Source organism: Arthrobacter sp. cf158 (assembly GCF_900106835.1).
Classification (GTDB): domain Bacteria; phylum Actinomycetota; class Actinomycetes; order Actinomycetales; family Micrococcaceae; genus Arthrobacter.
This window is the reverse complement of the sequence record NZ_FNNR01000007.1, coordinates 111,914-133,072: the sequence shown is the minus strand read 5'-3', so window position 1 is coordinate 133,072 and position 21,159 is coordinate 111,914. Positions and strand designations below refer to the sequence as shown.

General features: G+C 63.9%; 18 protein-coding genes and 1 tRNA gene. 13 read left to right on the top strand and 6 right to left on the bottom strand.

Going from position 1 to position 21,159, the window contains the following annotated elements; genetic code table 11:
- Positions 1–35: 35 nt before the first annotated feature.
- A complete protein-coding gene (locus BLW08_RS15290) occupies positions 36–1,379 on the bottom strand; it encodes a type 1 periplasmic-binding domain-containing protein (protein ID WP_090824853.1) in 1,344 nt (447 codons plus the stop codon).
- Positions 1,376–4,237, bottom strand: coding sequence for a hypothetical protein (locus BLW08_RS15285; protein WP_091326146.1), 2,862 nt, complete (start codon positions 4,235–4,237; stop codon positions 1,376–1,378). Before BLW08_RS15285 ends, BLW08_RS15290 begins: the two co-directional genes overlap by 4 nt.
- A 233-nt stretch (positions 4,238–4,470) precedes the next feature.
- Between BLW08_RS15285 and BLW08_RS15280 the strand changes: the two genes are divergently transcribed.
- The 6 genes from BLW08_RS15280 to BLW08_RS15255 all read left to right on the top strand — a co-directional run bounded on the left by BLW08_RS15280 (position 4,471) and on the right by BLW08_RS15255 (position 13,740).
- Positions 4,471–4,752, top strand: coding sequence for a hypothetical protein (locus BLW08_RS15280; RefSeq protein WP_026547649.1), 282 nt, complete (start codon positions 4,471–4,473; stop codon positions 4,750–4,752).
- Positions 4,753–4,968: 216 nt separating this feature from the next.
- Positions 4,969–10,584: a DUF6531 domain-containing protein gene (locus BLW08_RS15275; protein WP_139244910.1), complete on the top strand. Its 5,616-nt coding sequence runs from the start codon at positions 4,969–4,971 to the stop codon at positions 10,582–10,584.
- A 28-nt stretch (positions 10,585–10,612) separates the two neighbouring features.
- Positions 10,613–11,359 (top strand): hypothetical protein, encoded by a 747-nt coding sequence (locus BLW08_RS15270; RefSeq protein WP_254779895.1) that lies wholly within the window; start codon positions 10,613–10,615, stop codon positions 11,357–11,359.
- A 311-nt stretch (positions 11,360–11,670) separates the two neighbouring features.
- A complete protein-coding gene (locus BLW08_RS15265; RefSeq protein ID WP_139244909.1) occupies positions 11,671–12,168 on the top strand; it encodes a hypothetical protein in 498 nt (165 codons plus the stop codon).
- 39 nt (positions 12,169–12,207) lie between these two features.
- Positions 12,208–12,441, top strand: a complete 234-nt coding sequence (locus tag BLW08_RS15260; RefSeq protein ID WP_254779894.1) for a hypothetical protein — start codon at positions 12,208–12,210, stop codon at positions 12,439–12,441.
- 657 nt (positions 12,442–13,098) lie between these two features.
- Entirely contained in the window at positions 13,099–13,740 is a 642-nt protein-coding gene (locus BLW08_RS15255; RefSeq protein ID WP_368086888.1) for a tyrosine-type recombinase/integrase, read from the top strand.
- Between the two features lie 61 nt (positions 13,741–13,801).
- On the opposite strand, the gene BLW08_RS15250 is transcribed toward BLW08_RS15255, so the two are convergent.
- Positions 13,802–13,891: transfer RNA gene (locus tag BLW08_RS15250), tRNA-Ser, on the bottom strand.
- A 127-nt stretch (positions 13,892–14,018) separates the two neighbouring features.
- Between BLW08_RS15250 and BLW08_RS15245 the strand changes: the two genes are divergently transcribed.
- The 3 genes from BLW08_RS15245 to BLW08_RS15235 are packed head-to-tail and all read left to right on the top strand — an operon-like array spanning position 14,019 to position 16,452.
- Positions 14,019–15,032, top strand: coding sequence for a zinc-dependent alcohol dehydrogenase (locus BLW08_RS15245; RefSeq protein ID WP_091326140.1), 1,014 nt, complete (start codon positions 14,019–14,021; stop codon positions 15,030–15,032).
- Between the two features lie 3 nt (positions 15,033–15,035).
- Positions 15,036–15,434 (top strand): 6-pyruvoyl trahydropterin synthase family protein, encoded by a 399-nt coding sequence (locus tag BLW08_RS15240; protein ID WP_091326138.1) that lies wholly within the window; start codon positions 15,036–15,038, stop codon positions 15,432–15,434.
- Positions 15,435–15,447: 13 nt separating this feature from the next.
- A complete protein-coding gene (locus BLW08_RS15235) occupies positions 15,448–16,452 on the top strand; it encodes a glycosyltransferase family 4 protein (RefSeq protein ID WP_254779893.1) in 1,005 nt (334 codons plus the stop codon).
- Here BLW08_RS15235 and BLW08_RS15230 read toward each other — a convergent pair.
- Genes BLW08_RS15230 through BLW08_RS15220 form a run of 3 tightly spaced genes read right to left on the bottom strand, consistent with a single transcriptional unit; the run spans position 16,449 to position 17,833 of the window.
- Positions 16,449–16,847: a hypothetical protein gene (locus tag BLW08_RS15230; protein WP_091326136.1), complete on the bottom strand. Its 399-nt coding sequence runs from the start codon at positions 16,845–16,847 to the stop codon at positions 16,449–16,451. The two genes, BLW08_RS15235 and BLW08_RS15230, sit on opposite strands and share 4 nt — an antisense overlap.
- Before the next feature lie 48 nt (positions 16,848–16,895).
- Entirely contained in the window at positions 16,896–17,276 is a 381-nt protein-coding gene (locus BLW08_RS15225; RefSeq protein ID WP_091326134.1) for a VOC family protein, read from the bottom strand.
- A gap of 23 nt (positions 17,277–17,299) precedes the next feature.
- Positions 17,300–17,833 carry a nucleoside deaminase gene (locus BLW08_RS15220; protein ID WP_090825063.1) on the bottom strand — a complete coding sequence of 178 codons (534 nt, stop codon included), beginning with the start codon at positions 17,831–17,833 and terminating at the stop codon, positions 17,300–17,302.
- 22 nt (positions 17,834–17,855) lie between these two features.
- Between BLW08_RS15220 and upp the strand changes: the two genes are divergently transcribed.
- From upp to BLW08_RS15200, 4 genes are all read left to right on the top strand, one after another.
- Positions 17,856–18,491: a uracil phosphoribosyltransferase gene (gene upp, locus BLW08_RS15215; protein WP_090825061.1), complete on the top strand. Its 636-nt coding sequence runs from the start codon at positions 17,856–17,858 to the stop codon at positions 18,489–18,491.
- Positions 18,492–18,538: 47 nt separating this feature from the next.
- The gene (locus BLW08_RS15210; RefSeq protein WP_090825059.1) at positions 18,539–18,916 is read left to right on the top strand and encodes a glyoxalase superfamily protein; all 378 of its coding nucleotides are present in this window, start codon (positions 18,539–18,541) and stop codon (positions 18,914–18,916) included.
- Between the two features lie 45 nt (positions 18,917–18,961).
- On the top strand, positions 18,962–19,660 hold the full coding sequence (locus BLW08_RS15205) for an HAD-IA family hydrolase (protein WP_091326132.1): 699 nt from the start codon (positions 18,962–18,964) through the stop codon (positions 19,658–19,660).
- A 94-nt stretch (positions 19,661–19,754) separates the two neighbouring features.
- Positions 19,755–21,146 carry a pyridoxal phosphate-dependent decarboxylase family protein gene (locus BLW08_RS15200; protein ID WP_091326131.1) on the top strand — a complete coding sequence of 464 codons (1,392 nt, stop codon included), beginning with the start codon at positions 19,755–19,757 and terminating at the stop codon, positions 21,144–21,146.
- Positions 21,147–21,159: the final 13 nt, after the last annotated feature.

Sequence of the window (21,159 nt, the reverse complement as noted above, 5' to 3'; positions counted from 1 at the left end):
CTGTTCCCTTCAGACGTGGGGACAGAAAGATTGGGTTAGGGGCTGGCTGGCGCCGGGACCCAGACGAGCCGCGGGGCGTTCTCATCCGCCGGACGGAGACCGAGGTCCTGAGGGGATGCGTAAACCGGGGTTGCTTCAGCGGTGAGCGCCTGGGATTGCGAGAAGTCCAATGTCGGTCCGGCGAGGCCTTCTCCGGGACCGAAGGACATGGTGCGAAGAGACGCTGCCACCTTCGACGGATCGTTGCTCCCGGCCAGGGCTCCTGCTCGGACCAAGGCCACCACAGCATCGTGGCTGCGTGCATCCGCGGCCCAGGCGTCCGCCGAGAACGGAGTATCGTCCGTCAGGTTCTTGATTTCCGGATTCCCGGTGGCCAGTCTGATGCCGGCAAGGAATGCTGACATTCCCCGCCCTTGGGCGTCCTGCTGGAGCGCGACAGCGTCGCCGGTTGCCGGCGCAATGCTGACCAGCTGTCCTGAAGCAGTGCCGTCCAACTCCGAAAGCGAGGACGCGAACGCGGGGGTAGTGGCGCCGTCGGGAAGTATCAGCGGAACTGACACGTCGCGTGACTGGAGGGCTTGGACAAGCCGGGCCAAGCGTTGCGGGGTGGCTGCAGACACCACAACAGCGTCTGCGGGGTTGGCAATCCGGGTTCCTTCAGCGTCTGCCGGCGCATCCTTGGACGGCGGCCGAAGCTGGTCGCCTGTACGGATGGCGGCTTCCTGGGCCAAACCGGACACGTCGGAGAAGCCATCCAGTGCCAGTGTGTCAGCGGGAGTGACGGACGCCGGGACCTGACCGCCGTCGCTGACCAGCAGCACCCGGCTCTTGCCGGCAAGTGCGGTGCCCAGGCCGGCCTGGACAGAGGCCGCCGTCGGTCCGGTGGTCCACGTGGTTTGAGCTGGCTCCGAAGCTTCCGAGTAGGGCAGGATGACGGGCAGGCCCCGCTCCTCAGCGGCCTTCGCTGCTGCACGGGCTTGCGGCCCTGTGCTGGCAACGAGAACGCCGGACACACCCTGCTCGGCGAGGGTTGCAACGGCAGCACGGGCCCCGTCTTCGGTACCTTGGTCGTTTTGGGTGGGGAGGGCGACTGTCGACCCGCCTTGGGCGAAGCGCTGTCCGGCAACTATGGCACCCTGAGCTGCGCGGTTGTACTCGGAGCCAGGTTCGCCGGACTGGCCGAACGTCATGACGACGCCGATCGAGAAGTCCGCCGGCAGGCCGTCAGCCTTGAGGGCGACCGGAACTGTTGCGGCCACAGGATCGGGCCGGGGTGCTTCCGTGGGGCGGTTCAGCGTCATGGTCAGGACCACGGCAGCAGCAATAACGACGGCGGCTCCCGCAGCGATCAGGGCGAAGAGACGGTTCCGGGGGTTCACGCGTTGCCGCCGATCTTCAGTGTGTAGAGCGTCTGTGACGTCGCACCTGCCGGGACTTCGAGTTGGAACGGCGGGAGTTCATCCACGGCAGTGAGCGAGGCCTTGAACTGGGCCTGGCGCAACAGGAGTCCTGCAACGTCGCGGGAGCGGATGTTGGCGTAGCCCTCAGCATTCTGGGAGGCCAGGGCCAACTGGAAGTCCGCGGTGTCCGCTTTGGCCGCGCTGGTGGCCATGGAGCCGAGCAGGCCCGAGCCGTTGACCGCGCGGTCGCCAAGGTCCAGCATCACTTTGTTGAGGCTGGAGGCGAGAAGGGCGCTGGCACCTTCGACGTCGCGGGTGGAGCCGGACGTGCTGGACGCGATGTTGTCCAACGAGGACTGCGTGCTCTTGGACAGGGCGGCTGTCAAGTCACCGCTCTGCCCCAACAGCTCGTCCCGCTGTTTGTTGACCGTCCCCTCGGCATCCTTCACAACGTCGTCCGAGGTGGACTTCAGCCCGGAAATGGACCGGTTGAAGGCTGTGGTTACGGCTTCAGAGCTGGCATCGCCGATGTCGGCAACCTGACGTACCTGTTCGCCCACGGTTTTGTAGACCTCGGCAGCAGTTTCGGCAGAGACGTCGCGGAGGGATTCCTTGATCTTTTCGCCAAGGCCGTCCTGCTGCTCTTTCAACTTCGCGAGTGCGGTCGTCACTGTTCCGGAGGAGTCAATCGCGTCAGCGAGTGCAGCATCCAGCGCCTCAAGTCCCCGTTTGGTGCCGTTGACGTTTCCTGTCGCGGCGCCGTCGAGCGTTTTGACGGCTGACTTGATGGCCTCCAGTTTGGTGTCGGCGTCGTCGAAGGTGGCCTCCAATGCCGAGAATGCCTGGCCGATCGCTTGGTCGGCGGCGCCGGTGTCGGTGGCTGCAAGGACCTGGTCCCAGGCAGTTGACTGGCCTTCAAGCCGCACGTCCAAAGGCTCCTTGAACCCCGGCGGCGGATTCAGGGCAGGTGAGGGATTTCCGTCCTCATCAGTCGGTTCGCACGGCACTGACGTCAAATAGGAACGCAGCCGCTCCACCTCCTTCGCGGACAGCTTGCCCTTGCCGGGGAGGAGGCCATCATCGGAGAGCTTGCACAGCTCATCCGCCACCTTCTGGTTCTGCTGCAGCATGGAGCCGTTCAGCCAGGTTCCCTGACCGAGTTCGCCCTTGGCCGCCTTGGCATTGGTGGCGATGGCGAGCAGTTTCTGCCGGAGCGTATCAATGCTGCTTTGCGCTGCGGTAGCCGCTTTGCGGGTCGCGGCTGCAGTGTCGGAGGCTGACTTGATGGCTGTATCCAACACCGCGAGGGCTTTGGTGTAATCCTCCGAGGTCCCGGAGCCGTCAAGCATCGCACCGAGGTCGGTGCGCACTTTTTCAAGTGCGACGGCGGAAGTCGCCTGGTCTTTGATCGCGCCTTCGACGACCTGTGGCTGGAGACCGGAGACGAGTTCGTCGCCTTTTTGCACCAGGCCCAGGAGCGCGCCGGTCACGGTCACAGCGGAACCATAAAGAGAGCAGGTCATGGAACCCTGCTCAGCGCACTCCGCAGGCGTGGGGTTCTCGGGTCCCATGGTTGCTCTAAGGGCACCGGCGACGGTGTCCCGGCAACTCGCGCTGACCTTCGCGTAGGCATCCAGCTGTGAGGACATCGTGAGAACGCTGGAGTACACGGTGGCCGCAGGCGCTGCCTTGGCCACCTCGGCGGTGCAACCGTCACCGGTGATGGGAGAGACCGGGGGCGTGGCGGACGTGTCACCCAGCATCGCGTCCACGGCGGAGACCGTCAGCTTCAACTGGGACATGGTGGTGGATTGGGTGGCGGTGGTTGACGACTCCAAGTCAGTGCCGAGAACCTTCAGCTGCTGCTTCAGGTCTGACATCGTTGCAGCCAGAGCCTGCGAGTTATCGCGCAGTTCACCGGCTGTCTTGGCGCCGAGGGTCTGTGACGTTGCCTGCAGGTTCCGGCGAACCTCGGTGATGGTTGACCCGGCCTTGGCCAGGACCGTGTTGACGTCTGATACCAGTGAGATCGTCCGGCGCTGCAACTCCATTTCCGAACCTGTCCCGGAGGAGAAGGCGCTGGAGAGCACGCCGTTGGCACTGAGGTCCGTGTTGAGGCCGGGCTGAACAGCGACGTCGAATTCGGGAACCTGGAAGTCCTTAACGTCTGCGGCGAGACGCAGCGTCGTGCTCGCCCCGGAACGTGGTGGAGCCAGGACTGTGGCCCATTGGACAACTGTGGCGCCGTCTTCGGTGCTGCTCAGGACGCCGTTGGTACCTGTGGTGCCGTCGGCTGATCCGGGTGTTACGTCGTCCGCCCGGATGCCCGGGAGCTTGGTGGACGCAGCGATGGTCAGCGGGGCGCCTACCAGTGCGGTGTCAGAGCGGGCCTGGCCGGCGGCGTCGTACTGAATGGTCTGTGGTTTGACGGTGAGGTTCTCAAGCGTCAGGTTGATCTCTACCGGGCCCGTGTGGCCTTTCAGTTCGGCGAGATCGGAACCCGATTTCTCGCCGGCACGGTACTGGAGGCTCACGCGCACCGGGAGTTCGCCCACTACTTGGGCGGTGTCATATGTGGTGTTTTCCGCCGAGGAGTCACCCGCAGCGGACACAGAGATGGTGGTGCCTTCAATCTTCTGCACTCCGGCGGCTGGGGACAAGCCCACACGGACGCTCTGCAGGAGTTTGACGGGGTTGGCCACCGGCTCTGGCTCGGGAGTCTGCGTGCACGACGTGGTCGCGATCAATCCCAGGGCAACCAAAGCGATGCCTAATGCGCGGCCCGGGGGGATGCGACGCCCCGGGTGGTGCTGGTTAAAACTAGCCTGCCTGGGCATGGATCGTCCCCTCATTCGTTCACGGCGCCTTGAGTATCATACGGGGTTGCGCTCACGAATGGATAAATCAACCTGCGGGCATATCGCCGCAGGTCACAGTCCTTCACGCAGGGGAAACGTTATTTCTCTGTTTGTTGGATTTATTGGGTGGTGTTGGTAGTTTAGGCATCGTCTGGTCGCCTGGGTTTGTTTGGCTTGGGTGTTGCGATTGTTCTTATTGGGAGGAAAGTTCTATGTCGCGTGTGTTGTCTACTGAGCAGGCCAAGGCTGCTATCGGTCAGGTGCAGTCGATTATTACTGGTGGGTTTACAGATCAGATTTCTGCGTTGGATGCGCAGGGTCGTGTGTTGTCGGATCCGAATGTGTGGGATGGGCCGTTGGCTGCTGAGTTCCGGGGTTCGACGTGGCCGGAGACGAAGGCTGCGTTGGATAAGGCCAAGGAGGAGCTGGAGCAGTTGCGGGGTCAGTTGCAGAAGATCTCGCAGGATATTTTCTCTGCTGGTGGCGGGGCCTGATTCCTTTTTGCTGTGAGTGTTAGGGCCGGGTGATCGTGCCGCGTTGGGGCCGTTGGGGCCGTTGATGCGTGGTGTGGTTGCCCGGCCGCTGCGCTGTCTGTTGGTGTCGGCTCGTGTAGCGCGTGCCTGGTTGTGTGATGCCGGTGTTCTTGTGGTGCCGGGTTTGTGTGGGTTGTTGGTTTTGTTCGCGTTCTTGTTCAGTGGGGGGCTGTGGTTGTGACCGAGTTCGTTGAGATGCCGTTGTTGCCGGATTCCGGTTTTGCTCATGGTGGCCGGTTTGTGTATGGGGTTGCCGAGGCGGTGAAGGGTGCTTTTGAGTCTGCAGCGTCGCGGGTTGTGGAGCATTCTGGCTCGCGTGCCCCGTTGGTGACGGGGGCGGGGGAGGATTTCCGGGGGCATTTTTCGGAGGTGTTTGCCGCGAACGCGGCCACGGCGTCCCGGGACGCGGAGTCCCTGGCCTCGGCGCTGCGGACGGTGGCCGGGTATGTGGGGACCATGATTTCCGAGGCGCGGGACGAGGATGACCGGCGTCGGCGGAACAACGAGTGGGTGCGCCGGCATAACAACCGCAACATCGGCGATCACATTCATGACTTTTTCAATGGTGAGGAACCGCGGCCGACTATGGAGCCGGGCAGTGCGCCGTCGTTCCCGTCGGAGTCCCCGGTGTCGGGAGCGCGGGAGACCCCTGGCCCGGGTGGCGGGTTTGGGGGCGGGGTCTCCTCGGCCCGCCCGGAGTCGTTGCGGAGTTTCGCGGCGGGTTCGCGTGGCCTCGATGACGGGATCGCGTCGGTGCCGGGGTCCTTGGGGTCGGAGTTGTCTTCGTTCGCGGACCGGTGTGGGTGGGGCCGGATTAGCGCTGCTGGTGTGGTGAGGGCGTTCCGGGAGTATTTGCGGTTGAACGAGGCTGATGCGGCGTGGGCGGTGGTGGTCGCGGACGCGTTTGCTGCCGCCGGCAGCGAGGGGGCGGTTTCGACCCTGTCGGACGCGGCGGTGAACGAGGCGTTGGCAGCGGCGGGGGTTTCGGGGACCCGGACGGGCCTGGTCATTGACCCGCCCACCGCGGCCGGGGCGATGCCCACTTCCGGGTATGCCAATGACCCGGTGAACACTGCCACGGGGAACTTCATTGAACCCGAAACAGATCTCGGGTTCGCCGGGGCCGCCTCGGATTTGGCGGTCACCAGGATGTATAACTCCCTCGGCTCCGGGCTTACGGGTGACGGGGTGTTCGGTCCGGGGTGGGCCTCGGTCCTGGACCAGCACCTGGTGATCACTGATGAGGGTTGCCGGTGGGTGCTGGCTGACGGCCGAGCGGTGGACTTCCCCCGCGAAGGGGCCGGCTGGGCCCGCGCCGTCGGGGAGAATTACTGGCTCACCCAGGAGCCGGTCACGACACCGTGGTTGGCGGAGCTGTCCTCCGTCCCGGAGGGTGTTTCCGAGGTGCTGGTGGTGCGGGATAACCAGGGCGGCTGGTGGGCTTACACCACCGCCGGGGTGTGGCTCGGGACTGGGGCAGGACCCGGCCGGACCATCTCCGCCCACCGCAGTGACGTGGTCGATAGTGGTGGGCCGGGGGCGGTTGACCGGTTGGTGCATGCGCGGGGCCGGTTTGTGGAGATCGACTACGTTGACGGTGTGGTCGCGGTGGTGCGGGGTTCGGATGGGCGCCGGGTCCAGTACGGGTACGACGCCGAGGGCCGTTTGGTCAGTGTGGGTTCGGAGACCGGGACCCGTACGTATCGGTGGAACGAGGCCGGCCTGATCGACTCGGTGGTCTCGGCCGCGGGGGTGGTCGAGGCCGAAAACAGCTATGACGAGGCCGGCCGGGTGGTTTTGCAGGTCACGCAGCATGGGCGGCGGACGAGGTTCGCGTATCTGCCGGGCCGGGTCACGGTGGTTTCGGATGAGGACGGGTCCCGGTCGAATTCCTGGGTCGCCGATGCGAAGGGCCGTCTGGTGGGGGTGTTGGACGCGGAGGACCGGCGCCAGTCCATGTCCTATGACGGGCATTCGAATCTGGTGTCGTTGACCGAGCGTGACGGCGCGGTCACGGTCCATGGTTACGACGCCCGGGGCCGGAAGATCCGCACCGTGACCCCGGAGGGCGCGGACCTGACCTATGGCTGGGACGGGCAGGACCGGATCACCACCCTGGTCACCGCGTCCGGTGCCGTCGTGACCTATGAGTACGCCGATGACCTCTCCCGGGACCCGTCCGTGATCGTGGATCCGTTGGGTGGCCGGACCGTGCTGGTATGGCGGGACGGGCTCCTGACCCAGGTCACGGACCCGGGCGGCGTGGTGATCGGTTTTGAGTACGACACGTTCGGGGACCTGATCGGAACCCGGAACGCGGCCGGTGACACCGCGAGGATCATGCGGGACCAGGCGGGCCGTCCGGTGGAGGCGTTGAGCCCGTCGGGGGCCGCGACCCGGTTCGCCTATGACGACGCCGGTGTGCTGGTACGCCGGGCGGATCCGGACGGGGCGGTGTGGGCTTTTGAGCACGACACCGCCGGCCGGACCACGGCAATGGTTGCCCCGGATGGGGGCCGGACCGAATTCGAGTACGCCCCCAACGGTGAACTGGCCCGCACCACCGACCCGCTCGGGCGCAGTATCGAACGGGTTGTTGACGAGCTCGGGAACATTACTGCTGCGGTGTTGCCGGACGGGGCGAAGTGGGGGTTCACCCACGACAACCTCTCCCGGCTGGTCGGCATCACGGATCCTGCCGGGCATGATTGGGTGCGGGAGTACGACACGGTCGGTGCCCTGACCGCCGTCGTGGATCCGACCGGGGTCCGGACCGCAGCGGCCACGGACCGGTCCAACGGCACCGCGACCCTGACCGACGCGTTCGCCACGAACACGTACAGTTTTGATGAATTCGGTCGGCCCACGAAAGTCGAGGCCGCGGATGGGTCCGCGGAGCTGGTGTCCTATGACGCGGCGGGGAACCCGGTCGAGTTGGTCGATGGCGAGGGCGGGCTGACGGTCCTGGGCCGCGACGCCGCGGGGAAGATCACCTCGATCACCTCACCCACGGGGGCGGTGACCCGGTTCGAGTACGACTCCTGCGGCCGGCCGTTCCGCAGTATTGATCCGGTCGGGGCGGTCACGGAACTGTCCTACGACCCGGATCAGCGCCTCACCGCGAGGACACTGCCCACCGGGGAGGTCGAAACCTTCGCCTACGACGCCTGTGGCCGGTTGACCGCGAAGCACACCCCGGGAGAGGGGACGGCCCGGTACGGGTATGACCGGTGCGGGCGGCTGACCTTCTCCCAGGATTCCTGGTACGGGACCCGCCGCTTCAGCTACAACGTGGCCGGGGAGCTGGTGTCCACGACGAATGGTGTCGGCGGAGAGACAAGGTTCGAGTACGATACCCGCGGCCGCCTCACCCGCATCACCGACCCGCTCGGTGGGGTCACCACCCGGACGTATACGGCCACGGACCAAGTCGACACGGTGACGGACCCGCTCGGCCGGGTCACGACCGCGACGTATGACCCGGCAGGCCGGCAGCTGTCGCAAACGGACCCGGACGGTCACACGACCACCTGGACCTACGACGCTGCGGGGCGGGAAGCGTCCACGTCGGTGGACGGTGCCCTGATCGCCGCCATCAGCCGTGACGTGGCTGGCCGGCGTGTGGTCATCACGGACCACACCGGTGGGGCGGGGTATGCGGTGGAGCACGAACTGTGCTTTGACCGCCGCGGCCTCCTCACCAGCCGCACCAACGGCACCGGGAACGGGACGCTGTCATGGGAGTATGACGGCGACGGGAACCGCACCGGATTCACCGACCCCACCGGGACCACCACCCGCTACACCCGCGACCCCGCAGGGAGGGTCGTGAAGGTCTCCAACCCGTTGCTCGGGGACGCCGCCTTCACCCACGACCCCTCCGGGCGGATCACCACCGCGACCGCCGGGAACTACACGCAGGAATGGGTATACCGGGACGGGAGCCTTGCAGAGCACACCCGTACCACCACCAATGACCCGGGCACAGCGGATGTGACACTCATCGGCCGCGAAGACGGCGGGCGGATCACCACCCTGGCCCGGAACGGGGTCACTACCCGGTACGGATACGACACCGCCGGGCAACTGACCACCGCAACCACCGGCGCCACCACAGAAACAGGAACCACCGCTGCGTCGGTGTTGGAATGGGTGTACGACGCCGGTGGCCGGCTGCTGCGCGAAACCACCCCCACCGGGTCACGCACCTACAGCTACGACGCCGCGGGCCAGCTCCTTACTGTTACGGAACCTGACGGTGCCCGGACCGAGTTTGTGTATGACGGACTGGGCCGCAGGGTCAGGGTGATCGGGGCGGACGGGTCCTGGACCGAGTACGCGTGGGGCCCCGCCGGCTACCTCACCGGGACCGTCGAGAGGGACCGGGACGGGGCCGAGGTGTCCCGTCACCGGCTCCACGTTGACGCGCTCGGTGAACTTGCCACCGTGGACGGGACACCGTTGTGGTGGGACACCGCCGCACCCGTACCGACCCTCGCCGGTGCCAACACCACCCAAATCCTGTCCCTGCCCGGCGGCGTCACCGGCATCGGCGACGCCTTCACCGCCCCGGGCTGGCGTGCAGCCCGCCCCACCGACCAGCACGACCCCTGGGCCGTCCTCGGAAACCCCACCACCCCCAACCCGGGCAGCCCTGGAGTTGCTAATGCGGGCTTCAGTAGTGTGTTGCCGTCCGGTATTACCCTGACCGCCGGCGGCGGGATCGACATCGCAGGACTCGAATGGCTCGGCCAGCGCGCCTACGACCCGGCCACCCGGGGATTCCTCTCCACCGACCCCCTCGCCCCCGTCCTCGGAGCCGGCTGGGACGGTAACCCCTACTCCTACGCCGGAAACAACCCCCTCAACACCACCGACCCCACCGGACTGCAACCCCTCACCGACGCCGACCTGAAAGCCTACGACCAGTCGGCCGGTAGCCATTGGGAATACGTCGTAGCGGGGCTGGCCGTAGCTGGTGGTATTGCTGCGATGTTCGTCCCGGGACTCAACATCATTGCTGCAGGAGCTATCGCCGGGGCACTTACTTCCGGTGGGATATCCGTTTTCTCGCAAAAGGCGCAGACGGGTGCTGTGGACTGGTGGTCCGTCCTGGGCAACACCGCAGTAGGCGCGGTAACTGGCGCTGCGGGCGGTGGCGCCGCCATGTGGACCAAGAGCATCCTTGCTTCCGCACCTGCTGGCCAAGCTGCCGCAGCGCTTGGAGTCAGTGCGGGTGCCAATGGTGCCATAGGTGCGGTCGCAAGCGGGGCTTCATATCTTGTTCAGAATGGCTGGCAAATCAAGAACGGGTGGGACTTCGCCGGCAAGACCGCTGGTGGTGGCCTGGGCGGCGCCGTCGGCGGCTTGGCCGGGCCCGCCGGCGGAACGATTGCAAGGAACATGACACTTTCGGCGAGTGGTTTTGGTGCAAAGGTTGGAACAGCGGCCATAAGCGGCGTCGGTGCGGGTGCGGGATCCATGCTGGAAAACGTTGTTGCTGGAGACCCGATTGACCCGGCTAAGGCCGGCGTAACGGGACTATTCGGTGCTGGTGCTTCAGGGCTGTCAAGCACAATAAGCGCAGGTGCTGCCTCGATGCCGGGCCGGCTCCCGAACCTTACCCAGAATGGCGTAGACACGCTGCGGCAGATGCCTTACTTCGCGCCTCGAACATGGAGCGGCATGATCAATCCCCATCAGACGAATACTGTAGGGCTGTGGAACGGTGGCCTTGCGGGTGGAGCCGTTGGATTCGGTGGGGATCTCTTCCAAGGCCGTCTTGGCTGGTGACAAAACGGATTCAAGAAAGTTGGTAGTTGTGGTAAAGAATCGGCGAAGTCCCTGGAAGGGCCTGCTGATCATCAGCGGGCTGGTGTTGTTGGCCACGATCTCTGTGATGGTTTTTGTGCCGAACGACAAGGTTCTGGTGGAGGTCGGGTCGTTACTTGCAGGTCTGGCTTTGGGTGCCTGCTTTCTTCGGTTTGGTGTACCCCGGCCCTGGATGGGTTCTGTTGTCCTGGTTTTGTTCGTTATTGTGTGGTTCATTTTGGGTGCCTCGGGGTATGCCTGGTTTGGCGGATTCCTTGCGGGAACGATTGCAGGCCTGGCTTGGGGGCGTGCTGCAAAGATCCGCACAGTGGCACCTACGGCTCCTTGGACGGTGGATAAGCGGGGATTTGGATCACCAGCGGAGGCCCGACGGGTGGCGGATGCCGCCCTGCGGTCCCTTGATGGGGCTAAACAGGGGCGATTGACGGTCGAGCACGGGTCAGCGCGTTTTGAAGTGGCGGGCGCTGTTGGCACCGGAATGGTCTGTCACCGGAATGCTGTTGCTGCTGATGAAGGTTCGTGGGCGGTGTTGGTCCATCCTGATGGGCGAACGGACCAGTCCGTGGAGGTTCCCATGGGTGGCATGAAGGGATTGATGCCTTCGTATTTGGTTCATGACTTGGACGCGGTCGCAGGGGCCCTGGCTGATTTTTTCAGCAACCCCAAAGCATCATCGTTTGGCCCTGAATGGCGGACTGGTGACGAGGCCGAGGCGACCCGGCTGACGGGGCGATAAATCCGAGGAACGACAATCAGTGCCATTTTCAGCGACAAACTTAGCTCTCATGTCTGATGGTGGCGAGCAGGCGGGATATTTTGACGAGCGAACAGAGTCTCTAAAAAACGTAGCCTGGGCAATCAGGGGAGAAACCGAGAAGATCACCCCGTATGTCCCGTTAGGGCCGACTGATCTGCAAGAGGCCCTATTGGAAGGAACGTCGAATGCCAGCGGTTAAGACGCATATACGAATTCTCACGGCCGCGACGGCCGTGCTCATGATGGGAATGACAATAACCGCATGCGCTGAGAAGGAGCCAAGCACGACAATGTCTGACGATGCGACGCCTGACAAGACAATCAGTGCCAGGGAAGGGCGGGATCGCGTGGTCGAACTCGTCATCAACGCCACCAAGCAGCTCGACGTCACCGGTTGGTGGCCCCGCAACGGCGTCGCCGGAGCACAGGAGTGCTCCCTCGGAAAGGGCGAGAAGGGCGCCAGCTATGGTTACGACCACTGGGCACCCCAAGGAATCGACCATATAGAGGACGCCAAACGGGTAGCCGAGTATTGGAAATCCCTAGGGATGACCGTACGCACCGTGAACCCGACAACACATCCGACCGTTTTCGCAGAGGGTGGTCCTGTCCTTCGGGCTGAGTTCGATACTGATGCATCTGACAAGTCGTACAGCGTTGGTGCCACTGCTCCCTGCTCGCCGGGAGACGCTCGGGAGCTCAACGTTGAAGATCAAGCCGAGCGGGATCACGGCAAAGTACTCCCCGGGGACGAAGGCGTTGTCGTTCGAAAAGACCCGCCGCAATAACTCCCTGTTGGTAGCGTTCTCCTTAAGCCTGAAGACGATATGCCGAGTCCGCGTTTCCTGACGATTGAGCAGGTAGCGGAGGAACTGGCGGCCAGTGAAGTTCAGATCCGCGCCATGCTCAAGACAGGCCAGCTCAAAGGCATACAAATCGTGGGTGCAACGTCTGGCGGATTGGTCGCCAAGACCTTGAAGACTTCTTCCTGGACGCCTACCGACAAGTCAGTGAACGAAACGCTGCAGGCAACATGGGTGAGGGCTAGAAGGCCGCTCTAGAGACTGGGATCACCAGCATCCTTGACCTCTAAAATACGTAGGCCATGCTGCCCACCGACACAAAGCGCAATCTTTGTCTCCCGGCGCATACACCACATGGAAGTTGCGCCAAGGCTACGCCGTGGGCGCATGTGACAATGCATCCGCGATGGTGACGTTGGCGTTTCGTCAGCATCTTGGTCAAAGGAGGCTTCGGCCCACACGGTTCATTTCGGCATTGAGTACATGCTCGACAGTCCGTTTGAACGTCCACATCCATTGGTCTATGCCCGTATCGGAGGAGGTTGTTGCTAAGGCGCGGTTATACCAGCTCTGCCTTTGCTGGGTTGCATCATCGATAACGAACTTCCCCTAGTGGGCTGTAGCGTTCCTGCGTGCATACCACTTGGTTACCGCATCATGAAGATCGGTAGCGGGAGAGGTCATGCTGGGCTCATTAATGAGGCCCGTTGAATCTGCATGGAGAATCCACGTCCCGCCGGTCTGGGGTCATGTCCCCATCGCTGATGTGAGGCGAACTGCTGTGCAGCAATGGGTTTCCGACTTGAGCGGGGCAGGTAAGGGAGCAACCCTAGTCATTCGAGCGTATGGGGTCTTGGCGGCGATACTCGATGACGCGGTGGCGGATCGTAGGGCTCTAAGTAACCCGGCCAGGGGGTGACGTTGCCGCGGAAGGTCAAGAAGGCTCATGTCTACCTGACCCATGAGCAAGTGCATGCGCTGGCGGACGCCAGCAAATACCCGGCATTGGTCCTTACATTGGCCTACTGCGGGCTTAGGTGGGGCGAAGCAATCGGGCTGAGGGTCAAGCATCTGGACATGCTTAGAAGGCGTTTCTTGATCGAGGAAAACGCGGTGCAGGTGGGGCTCGGTAATAGAGGTGGGGCGCCAAAGAATCACAAGCGCCGCGCCGTGCCATTCCCGCGCTTCCTTGCCGGGAAGCTAGCCATGCAGCGCGAGGGCAAGGGGCGCGAGGATCTGGTGTTCCCTGGCGAGAATGGGCATCATCTTCGGCTGGCGCGTGTCCACGAAGACAACATGAGTTGGTTTGCGAGTGCTGTGAATCGTTCCGGGATTCCGCGCATCACGCCCCACGACCTCCGCCACTCTGCCGCGAGCTTCGCCGTGTCTGCCGGCGCCAACGTCAAAGCGGTTCAAAAGATGCTCGGTCACAGCTCCGCGGCGATGACCCTGGACGTTAACGCTGACCTGTTTGATGGCGATCTTGACGCCGTATCAGACGCTTTAGATCACGCCGTTTCACAATCGGGTGTGGGCAAAGTGTGGGCAGACGCCTAACCCGAGCAAAACAAAAGGCCCTGTTTCCCTCATAAACAAAGGGAAGCAGGGCCTTTCTCATTGGCGGTGACGGTGGGATTTGAACCCACGTTGGCTTTTACACCAAACAACATTTCGAGTGTTGCACCTTCGGCCGCTCGGACACGTCACCAACTGAAATAGGGTACCGGAGTTCAGCCCGGTTCCCCAAAACGAGGCCCCGCGGACCAACGGGAAGAACAAGACAAAGCACAGCCAACTTCCGTCCGCAGCGCCCCACCGATAGATTCGTAAGTACCATGACGATTTCGCGGGAACACGAACTAGAACACGGACACGAAGCCCACGCCTACTGGGTCACCGAGACGGGCGATGGTGAGCTGCGCTCCGAGACCATCGCCAAACCCCAAGAAGGCGAAGCCCTCGTCAGGACCCTGTACTCAGGCGTCAGCCGAGGCACGGAGCGCGTGGTCCACGAAGGCCGCGTCCCGGAGCGGGTGGCTGACCTGATGCAGGCCCCGCACCAGGAAGGCGACTTCCCGGGCCCGGTGAAGTACGGCTACCTGAACGTCGGGATTGTGGAGGAAGGACCGGAGGAATGGCGGGGGAAAACCGTCTTCACCCTGCACCCACACCAAGATTTCTATGTGATTCCCACGAGCCAACTCACGGCAATCCCAGAGGAAGTCCCTGCGAAACGCGCCGTGCTCACGGGCATCGTTGAGGTGGCCATTAACGCGCTCTGGGAAGCCGGGCCGAGGCTGGGAGACCGGGTGGCCGTCGTCGGTGGTGGCCTGGTGGGTGGGGTCTTGGCGACGCTGCTTCGGAAGTACCCGTTGGGACGCCTGCAGTTGGTGGATGCGGATCCGGAGAAGCGGAAGCTGGCAGCAACCATCAACGTCGACTTCGCCGAACCAGAGAATGCAAAAAGCGACAACGACATCGTCTTCCACTGTTCCGCCTCCAATGAGGGCCTCAAGCTGAGCCTCCAACTGGCCGGTGACGATTCGGATGTGATCGAACTTTCATGGTTCGCCGATAAGGAAGTCACTCTGCCGCTCGGCGAGGATTTCCACGCCCGACGGCTCAACATCCGCTCCAGCCAAGTGGGCGCCGTCGCCCTCCCACGCAGGCACCGGCGCACCAACGCCGAGCGCCTTGAGCAGGCGGCCGTCGAGCTGAAGGATCCGCTCTTCGACACCTTCCTGACCAGCGAGTGCCTATTCCGGAACCTGCCCACCACACTGACAAAACTGTTCGAGCGGCCCGGCGGTTTTTGCCACGTGGTCGCCTACCCCCAGCCGGAGGATTAATACATGTTCAGCCTGACCGTCCGACGCCACTTCATGATCGCCCACAGCCTTCCCCGCGAAGCCTTCGGCCCAGCCCAGGGCCTGCATGGCGCCACGTTCGTAGCCGAGGTCACCTTCCGCCGCCCCAATGTTAACGACGACGCGATCGTCCTGGACATCGGTGCCGCCGGCGGCATCCTCGAGGAGGTACTCGCTGACCTGAACTACAAGAACCTGGACGAGCACCCCGCCTTCAAGGGCAAACTCTCCACCACGGAGGCGCTCGCGAAGCACATTGCCGACGCCATGGCGGTCCAAATCCAGGACACCGCGGATGGTCCGGCCCTCACCGGCATTGACGTGGTCCTCCGCGAAAACCCTGACGCTTGGGCGGGCTACTCGCTGGATCTCCCGGTCAAGTAACCCGGTCAAGTAAGTGCGCATCCGCTTCCTGGTCCCGGGGAACGTCCGGCACGGCTCCGGCGGTAACAAGTACAACGCCAAGCTCGCCGAGCACCTGACCGCCTTGGGCGTCACCGTTGAGACAGCAACGGTCGACGGCGACTGGCCGGTTGGGAGCCTCGCGGACCGGCAACGTTTCGCTGACATGCTCGACGGCGGCACAACAGTGATTGCCGACGGACTGGTAGCGAGTGGGGCTCCGGACGAGATCTCCGGCGCGATCAATGCCGGTACCCAGGTGTGGATCCTTTCGCACATGGCGTTGGCGGACCACCCCGATCTTGAGGCAAAGGCGTTGGCTGCCGCCACGGGAATCATCTGCCCAAGCGCCCATGCAGCGGCTGAGCTTGAGACGAGGCATGGGACGCAGAGGATGGTCATCGCCGCGCCCGGGGCCGACAAGGCAGACCTCGCCGAGGGATCGCAACCACAGCATATAGTCGCCGTCGCGGCGTTGCTTCCCAACAAGAGCCAACTCGAACTCGTGGAGTGCCTGGCCACCCTGCAGGACGTGGAATGGTCCGCTGCCCTCATCGGCTCGGAAAACGCTGACGCGAGGTACGCAGCGGAGGTGAGGGCCGCCGTCGAGCATTACGGGCTGGAGAACCGCATCAAGGTGACAGGTGAGCTAACCGGCCCAACCATCGAAGCGCAGTGGCACAAAGCGGACCTCAGCGTCCTTCTCTCGCGCTCCGAGAGTTTCGGCATGGTGGTCACGGAGTCGTTGGCTCATGGCGTCCCGGTGCTCGTGCGGCAGGGGACCGGTGCCGTGGAAGCCCTCGGCCACACAGAGGCCGGCGCCGCGCTGGACCTGACGCAGGAAGGTGCCCTGACCGACTCACTCAAGCGTTGGCTCACCGACCCCACCCTGCAAGAGCTCTGGCGCAGCAACGCCCTCCGCGCCCGCGAACACCTCCAAGGCTGGGACACCACTGCTGCCACTGTCCTGAAGGCCCTGGCCACACCGGACGCAGGCTAAACCACAAAGTTTGCTGTAGCAGTAGTCGAGCAGGCAGAGGGATCGAACGGAGGATCCCACTCCAGCTCGGCCGTTGTCTTGGCCAGGGGCGTGGAGGAGCCCGTGAGGTAGACCGTTACTTCCATGGTTTTTGTGCCGTGGGCAATCCACAGGGGGTTGTCGGCCACCGCTGCGTGGCGCTTGGTGTCAGTGTCCGGGGTGTACACGCACGATTCCTGACCCGGACAGTTGACGGTGTACTCCAGGTTTTCCCACGACGTGCCGAGCCGGGAAAAATCGATACTCACGTCAGTGCGGCGAAGCATCGAGTCACAGGCTTGCTGTCCGCATCCCGTCACCGTGCCGGCGACCACCACGCCAGCAAGACAAAGTGCTCCCCACGATTTTTCGAGCATGGGCCAGTCTAAGCTCAGCCGCCGGCCGCGTGGGCAAAACGGTCGGAACTAGCCAGAACCGTACGGCCGCGTGATGGCCTCGAGAAAATGCCCGTCAGGATCACAGAAGTACATTCCGCGGCCGCCGTCGTTGTGGTTGATCTGTTGCGCGCGGGACCGGGCAGGGTCCGCCCAATAAGGAAGGTGCTCGGCAGTGATCCGGAGGAAGATTTGGTCAAACTCCTCTTCGCTGACCAGGAAGGCGTAGTGCTGGGGCGCTATTTCCCCGGACGCCTCAAGGAAGTCCAACGCGACGCCGTTCTCCAAGGAAACAGTGACAAAGGACCACATGGGCTGCGGCTTTCGAAGTCCCAGAATGCGTGCCAGGAACTCGGCAGACGCGTGCTTGTCAGTTGCGTAAACGATGGTGTGGTTGAAAGAGACTGGCATTGCTACTCCCACAAAGAAGAGGATCAGGCCGGGCGATTACCCCCGCCGGGGACCCGGTGTGAGGCGAAGAACTCCTTGAGCAGGGCTGAGCATTCTTCCTCCCGCACGCCCGCGTAGACCTCCACCCAGTGGTTGAGGCGGCGCTCGCGGAGGATGTCGAACACGGAACCCACCGCTCCCGCTTTCTCGTCCCACGCGCCAAAAACGACGCGCGGAATCCGGGCCAGGACAATAGCCCCGGCACACATGGCACACGGCTCCAGAGTGACCACCAGCGTGCAGTCCTCAAGCCGCCAACCGTCACCGTCCGAGCCCGCCTCCGCCGCGCGCTGGCGCAGCGAAGCAGCCGCTTGACGAATGGCCACTACCTCAGCGTGGGCCGTCGGGTCCCCGTGCGCTTCGCGTTCGTTGCGTCCGGAACCCAGCACGCCGCCGTCGGGCCCCAAGACGACCGCGCCGATCGGTACGTCGTCCGTTTTCAGCGCCAACCGGGCCTCGTCCAGGGCAAGGCCCATCCAGGCCATGTGGTCTGCGTGATACGGCTCGGTGGCGCTCATGTCTCAATGATAGTTTTGGGGGATGCGCACACTCGTCGTGGACCACCCGCTGGTCGCTCACAAGCTCACCGTTCTGCGGGATAAGAACACCCCTTCACCGGTCTTCCGGCAACTTACTGAAGAACTCGTCACCCTCCTGGCTTATGAAGCCACCCGCGAGGTCAAGACGCAGCCAGTTGAGATCGAGACCCCTGTCACCAAGACCATCGGTACGGCCTTCACCAAGCCCACGCCGCTGGTAGTCCCCATCCTGCGCGCCGGGCTGGGCATGCTTGAGGGCATGACCAAACTGGTACCCACCGCAGAGGTCGGTTTCCTGGGCATGGCCCGCGACGAGGAAACCCTGGACATCATCACCTACGCCGAACGCCTCCCCGAGGACCTCACCGGCCGCCAGATCTTTGTCCTGGACCCCATGCTCGCCACAGGCGGCACCCTGCGCGAAGCCATCAAGTTCCTCTTCAAGCGCGGCGCGTCGGATGTCACCTGCATCTGCTTGCTGGCTGCTCCGGAAGGACTGGCCAAGCTGGAAGAGGAGCTCGCGGACGCCAACGTGAAGGTTGTCCTGGCTTCCATTGACGAGAAGCTCAACGAGAAGTCGTACATCGTGCCCGGGTTGGGCGATGCCGGGGACCGCCTCTACGGCGTGGCAGGCTAAAGGGAGACCCCTACCGGTTTCTGCCGCGCGCCGCTAGCCTGTGGCGCATGGACTGGAAACTTGAACTGGTGTTTGTCCCTGTGTCCGACGTCGATCGCGCGAAGGACTTCTACGTCAACAAGGTTGGTTTCAACGCCGATTTCGATGAACGTCCCATGGACGGCATCCGCTTTGTGCAGTTGACTCCGCCGGGTTCAGCCTGCTCCATCGCCATTGGCGAGGGCTTGTCGGATGCCCCTCCGGGCTCCGCCCCAAGCCTCCAAGTGGTGGTGGCAGACATCAACAAGGCACATGAGCAGCTCAAGGCCAACGGCGTGGACGTCAGCGACGTCGATGTCCAGGACTGGGGCCACTTTGTGTACTTCGCGGACCCTGACGGCAACAAATGGGCGGTCCAGTACCTGCCGCAGCGCCCCAATGGCTGAGTAACACTTAGCCGTTACCCTGACAGCGTGCGGCAGGATGGAACCATGAGCCATCCTGCCGACCACGCCGAACACACCCTCCCGACAGAGACGCCGACGCTGACCGCCCGCGCCATCCTCTTCGACATGGACGGCACACTGGTTGATTCCACTGCGGTCGTGGAGCAGGTTTGGTCCGAGTTCGCTGACCGGTACGGCTTGGACATCCAGGAGATTCTCCGGACCTCGCACGGCGTCCGTTCCGGCGACACGGTGCGCCGTTACGCTCCGGTGGGGGCCGACGTCGTTGCTTTGACTGCTGAGCTGGATGCCATGGAACGCACGCGGACAGACGGCGTGATAGCGATTCCCGGCGCGGCAGCGCTGCTGACCGCGCTGCCGGATGACGCCATCGCATTGGTCACCTCTGCCGACCGCGTACTCGCCGGCATCCGTATGCAGGCCGCTGGACTTCCCATGCCTGCCACGGCAGTCACCTCCGAGGCCGTTACCCTTGGCAAACCCCACCCGGAGGGGTACCTCAAGGCGGCCGCGATGCTGGGAGTTGACGCGTCCGACGTCGTGGTTTTCGAAGATGCCCCCGCCGGTATCGCTGCGGCGCGCGCCGCCGGAATGCGGACCGTGGTGGTTGGCAACGCCGGCCACCTCGAGGACGGCATGTGGCGGATCCCGGACTACTCGGCAGTCACGGTTGCCGCTGTTAAAGACGACGACGGCGGTCACCTCCTGACGCTCACCCTGTAACGCATTCCGGCGGGCACCGTCCGGCATCACAGCTGCTGTCCGGCTGTACCGTTCCGTACTGTTCCATGCGGTGAACCGGGAGTAGGCTGTGCGCATGTCTGCGATGCCGGAGGCGTACGGTGCTGCATTGGGGCGGGCCATGGTGCACGCCGGTGATTGGCTGGCGTCGGTGCCTACTCGTTCAGTCCGTCCTTCTTCCGACGCCGATCAGGTGGCCAGGAGCATGCCGCCGAAGCTCCCTGACGAAGCCACTGATGCCGCCGAAGTAGTTGACCAGCTCGCTGCGCTGGCCGAGCCCGGCCTCATGGCGATCCAGTCGGGGCGCTTCTTTGGCTGGGTCATGGGCGGAACCTTGCCTGCCGCCATGGCCGCCGATTGGCTGGTCTCCGCCTGGGACCAGAACACCGGGCTCCGCTTCGCCACTCCGGCGGCGGCTGCCATCGAGGAATCTGCCGCCTCCTGGCTGCTGGACCTTCTGCACCTTCCGGCAACCGCGGACGTTGGATTCACCACGGGTGCCACCACGGCCAATTTCGTAGGCCTCGCAGCGGGACGACAGTACTTGATGGATGAGGCGGGTTGGGACCTGCAGGCCATGGGGCTCTCCGGTGCTCCCAGAATCACCACTTTCGCGGGGCGGGAACGGCACGCGGCCGTGGATCTGGCGCTCCGGTATCTGGGTCTCGGGGCCTGCGTACCCGTGGCTGCCGACGACGAAGGCCGGATTATTCCCGACGCACTGGCCGAAGCCATGGAGCAGCAGCCCGGGCCATCGTTGGTGTGCCTGCAAGCGGGCAACCTGCACTCCGGAGCGTTTGATCCCATGACGGAAGCCATTGATGTGGCCCACCAGCGCGGCGCCTGGGTCCACGTGGACGGCGCTTTTGGCTTGTGGGCCGCCGTCAGCCCGACACTCAGGGAGCGGTTGGCAGGAGTGGAGGAAGCTGACTCCTGGGCCACGGATGCCCACAAAACCCTGAACGTCCCCTACGACTGCGGTCTGGCCATCGTCTCAAGCCCTGAGGCACTCAGAAGGGCCTTCAGCATTCACACCAGTTACTTCATTGCAACGGATGCCGGGCCCGGGGACCCCTTTGAGAAGGTTCCTGAATTGTCCCGCCGTGCCCGCGGCATTCCCGTCTGGGCGGCCCTCCGGCAGTTGGGCCGCAACGGAGTGATTGCCATGGTGGAGCGGCTCGCTGCAAATGCCAGGGCACTGGCGGAGGGACTCGCCGCGATTCCCGGCGTCGAGGTTCTTAATGACGTCGTGTTCACACAGGTTTCCGTGAGCTTTGGCAGTGACGACCGGACCCACCGCGTCACGCAACGGCTGATGGCCGAAGGCGCTGTGTGGATGTCAGGCTCGTCCTGGCGCGGCCGGGAAATCCTCCGGATCTCGGTGAGCAACTGGACCACGGACGCCGGGGACGTTGCCGCGTCCATTGCTGCAGTCCGGCGGGCGTTCGAGGCAGAGCCGGAGGCATAGCCGTACGCCGTCG